At 36.6% G+C, this 3,974-nt stretch carries 6 protein-coding genes and 1 pseudogene; all 7 read right to left on the bottom strand.

The annotated features are described in order from the left end of the window. Positions 1–281, bottom strand: a pseudogene (locus K8S13_RS08625) (GNAT family N-acetyltransferase); the annotation flags it as partial. 303 nt (positions 282–584) lie between these two features. Then, the gene (locus tag K8S13_RS08620; protein WP_291461963.1) at positions 585–1,517 is read right to left on the bottom strand and encodes an ATP-binding protein; all 933 of its coding nucleotides are present in this window, start codon (positions 1,515–1,517) and stop codon (positions 585–587) included. A 127-nt stretch (positions 1,518–1,644) separates the two neighbouring features. Next, entirely contained in the window at positions 1,645–1,902 is a 258-nt protein-coding gene (locus K8S13_RS08615; protein ID WP_291461961.1) for a hypothetical protein, read from the bottom strand. Between the two features lie 145 nt (positions 1,903–2,047). Beyond that, positions 2,048–2,590: an HD domain-containing protein gene (locus tag K8S13_RS08610; RefSeq protein ID WP_291461959.1), complete on the bottom strand. Its 543-nt coding sequence runs from the start codon at positions 2,588–2,590 to the stop codon at positions 2,048–2,050. Positions 2,591–2,731: 141 nt separating this feature from the next. Then, positions 2,732–2,872 (bottom strand): hypothetical protein, encoded by a 141-nt coding sequence (locus tag K8S13_RS08605; protein WP_291461958.1) that lies wholly within the window; start codon positions 2,870–2,872, stop codon positions 2,732–2,734. 100 nt (positions 2,873–2,972) lie between these two features. Further along, positions 2,973–3,437, bottom strand: a complete 465-nt coding sequence (locus K8S13_RS08600) for a universal stress protein (RefSeq protein WP_291461957.1) — start codon at positions 3,435–3,437, stop codon at positions 2,973–2,975. A 330-nt stretch (positions 3,438–3,767) separates the two neighbouring features. Beyond that, positions 3,768–3,974 (bottom strand): GNAT family N-acetyltransferase (locus tag K8S13_RS08595; protein ID WP_291461955.1); only part of this gene is annotated, 207 nt, incomplete at its 5' end.

Here is a 3,974-nt window from a genome sequence, read left to right as displayed (position 1 = left end):
GCTTTTCCGTGACCATTTTTTTTATATTTACCAGAGACCCAAAAGCAACCGATCATCATATAGTTGGGAGCTGTTACAGGAACCCATGCTTTTTCTGCCGGACCATATTCTATGAAAACTTTTGCACGTTCATCCAGACGTCGGAATACGTAATCATGATCAAATTCACCTGCAAGCCATTGCTTCTTTAGTTCATAACTTTCTGAACATTTCTTATCTGAGAAGGCACAGCAAATATGCTCAGACCAAATGTTATCTTTTGTTAAGGTAATGTATGTCATTTCAAAACTCTCTTTCTGTACATGCTATTTGACACATAATTGTAAAAATAACCGGTCACATCCGGTTCATTTTTTTGTTGAATTTACAACTCATTTAGGAGGGATAGTTTGTCTACAGAATCTATCACTATTTTTTTATCCGCAGGGTATTCGGAAAATAATTTGTCCTGTTTCTCATTGAGTTGTGAATAAAATTTTGATTCGATCATAATTTTATCGTCCGTATAAAAATCTATTTCAACAGTATTCTCGTATAGGTAATATAATATTTTTTTATTGCGCAATACCAAATAAATATAATTTTCAAAATAGCTCCCGAGATCTCTGTCTCCCATAAAAAGATATTTGATACCATTTTGCTGATAACAATTTTTGATTGGTTTTCCCCCATCGAGGGAGCAGATGTATAAGATAAGTGGATTCGAAATAGCTTAAATATCTTTTAGAAGTATCTGGAGATATGCTCAAGATTTTTGCGATCTTGTTGATACTTAATTGTTTTCCGCTCCGTTCCATAAGAAGCAGGAAATAGTCTCTAAGGATTTGATGATTCTTCAACCCATGGAAAGCAGTAATATCTTTTTGGATGATATCATCGACCAGATTCATTAAGTATTCCCGGTTCGGACTTAAAACATTTTCCGGCATCCCGCCATCTTTGATGTAGTCGAGAAAATATGATTTATATAATTGCTTATCACGTTTTTTTAATGTGATTCCTTTAAAAAATAGATATTCTTCCAAGTCTAATGGTTTTATTTCCAGTGTTATTGAACGACCGGTTAAACTGGCCTTTTTATCTCTTAGCATTGAAGCCGAAGAAGATGCGATAAAAATTTTGGTGTTCTGAGAATCATAAATATTTTTTAGTTGAATATGAAAGTTATCTTTATAAGTCACTTCATCCAAAAAAAGATAAATTTTTTCTTCGATCTTAAGTTTGTGAAGTTTTCTATATTCATTAATTATTTCAATGATGCTGTTCTGGTGAAAAAGGTAATCATCTAAACTGATATATAAAATGTATTTTGAAGAAGTGCCTTTTCTGATGAGTTCTTTAATGATCAATTTCATTAATGTCGTTTTACCAACACGACGTAAGCCTGTCAGAGATATAATTTGTTTGTTGTCCAAATATTTTATAAGTCTACCAAGATAACGTTCTCTCGGGATGATTGTTTCATTGAAAATCGCTTCTTCCCACCAGGGATTATATTGGTATAAAATTTCTTCCATGATTAATTTATACGATTTAAAAAGATAATAGTCAATATTTTTATACGTTTAAAACGAATAGTTTTTCTTACATGCTTTTCATTATAGGGGCTAACTCAGTATGCACAATATCGGGGGAGGATCACTTTTAGATAATCCCTTTTTCAATGTCTGATTTAATAAAATCCATCACTAAACGTTCCAGATCTTCTCCTGTAATTTGGTTAAAATCATTGGCTACTTGTTTGGTGAAATTATATTTTGTTTGCTTTCTATTAACATCGTTTGAAACAAACATTGTGTAAGCTGACTCATCCTTATTCACAGCAAACCGAATCGTATATTGTTTCTTATTGATATTAATTACTTTTGTTCTGTATATTTCCATTGATAGTATTTGTGTCATTTTCTAATCCTTTCGCAAGTGAACGTTTGAAGTCAGTGGTAGCAGGGGTTTCAATGACTTTGTTAAATTGATAAAATTTCAATTTCCCGCCAATTTTTCAAATCGGCTCAGTCCCCGGCTATCCACTGGACTGATTCGTTATGCGTTACCATCTTATCATGGGTAACGGCTTTAATGGATTTCTAAATAACTCTCTTACTGTCAATTGAATCAATCTCTTATGAAATCCTGAATTGGGAAACGTAATTTTGATGTTTCCTATAAAGTCTGTAGACAAACTGAATTTAACCATCCCCAACGATACATCAATCAAGTCAGCCTTGCGGAATACTTCAACCAAAGGATGATTATCATCTTCATATTTTCTGATTTTGTGATGAGTATCTATCATTAACTCTATTTCTACAGACCATTTCTCCAAATTTCTTCGTTTTAAATACTCTTTTGCCAAAACAATGGATGGCTGTAGGTAATCAAATGTATCATTTGCCCATATTCCCAGGTCATGGAAACAAGCAGCTATGATAATCCTCTCCTCTTGTTCATTATCAGTATCTTGCTTTAGCCGTAAACAAAAATTAACAACTCGATATACATGATTCTTGTATGATCGAAAATCCTCTCCTATAACATCTTTGTATTCCGCAAGAATTTCTTCAAGCAAAGGAATATTACTTCTGATTTCCATTCGGCCTCTTTTTACTTTAGACACCTTCCAATTGCGCATAACTTTTGTTCTTACCGCGGGGTTCGCTGCTTTTCAGCGGGCGTGGCTTTGTCTGCTCCGCTGCAAACCTTATTCGTTATGCTTCGTTTAATAGTAGAATAATTACCGATCTTTCTTTGAATTAATCGCTTGTTCAAAACAATCTTTCAATTGAATTACTTGAGGTGGTTCCATGTTTTTAAATCCTTGATTAGATAGATCTATCTGGTTATGATCAGTATAGGCCATGACACCATAGCTCATTTTATCTCCCCCAAATTTATTCAGTAAACATAACTGCTTTTCATTAGCCCGGCCCTTGGAGCCGATAAATTTTCAGGAAGGTCAGCAATAAAAGAAATAATCATAGAAGACTATTCGCATTCCAATCTATACGGTCCCGTTTCTCCATACAGCGCACCACCATGACCGTGCAAGTGGCATAGGCAGCCACTCTTTGAGCTACAGCGCCCATGGGAAAGGTTGCCCGACGTGTATGGGATCGACGGCCCAGGACGATGAGGTCCAGTTTTTCCGACTGTTGGTATTTGATAATCTCCTCTGCCGCTGATTTGCCGGAACGTACCCGCACCTTGGCCTTCACCCCTTGGGCAAGGGCCTTTTGCTGGTAGGACCGAGCAGCCCGAGTTGCATCCTGAAGCAGCTTTTCGTTGGCCCGTTCCCACTCAGCTGAATAGCTCTCGTCGCTGTGGTCCTCGGCCACTACCACAATGTCCATCTTGGCGTTCTGCTGTTTGGCGGTTTTAATTGCCTTGATCAGGACGAAATCCGCGTAATCAGACAGGTCCAAGGCGGCCATAATCTTCATGGGCGGCCCCCCATTGCTGGTCGTTTCATTCGGAATTCCAACGTCTTCTTTCCAAAGGTAGGTGCTTTTTGTTTATTATAGCTCTTTTCAGCCCGAAAGACGAATATAAGTAACCATAGTTTCAATTCTTTTGTAAAGCTCAACAGCTCCCGTATCTATGGGGGCACATCTTGATTGGAGCTTAGTCACTAATCAAGTCGCGATGATACATAACGGTTTGAGATAACCTGCCGCGGTTGACAGCACGATACTTCGATTTGATAAACCTGATCAAGATAATATAAAAATTCGAGAAGTGGCGCAGTTAAGCGGTCTGAGTTGATTGATTTGTTAGACGCTGCTCAGCTTCATCTCAAGATTATATGCAGAATTGTCAGGTATTCTTCCAGTATTTACAAAGCCTAGTTTTTCATAATAAGTTACAGCGTTCAAAGTGCTTTCAACAAACAATTTTTCGATTTTCATTTCTATAGCTTTCTTTTTGATTATACTAAAAAGCTTACTTCCAACTGATTTATTTTCAAAACCTGGCAGCAT

The sequence above is a fragment of the Desulfobacula sp. genome, assembly GCF_021107415.1.
Note: the sequence above shows the minus strand (reverse complement) of the source record. Positions and strands in the feature narration are given on the sequence as shown.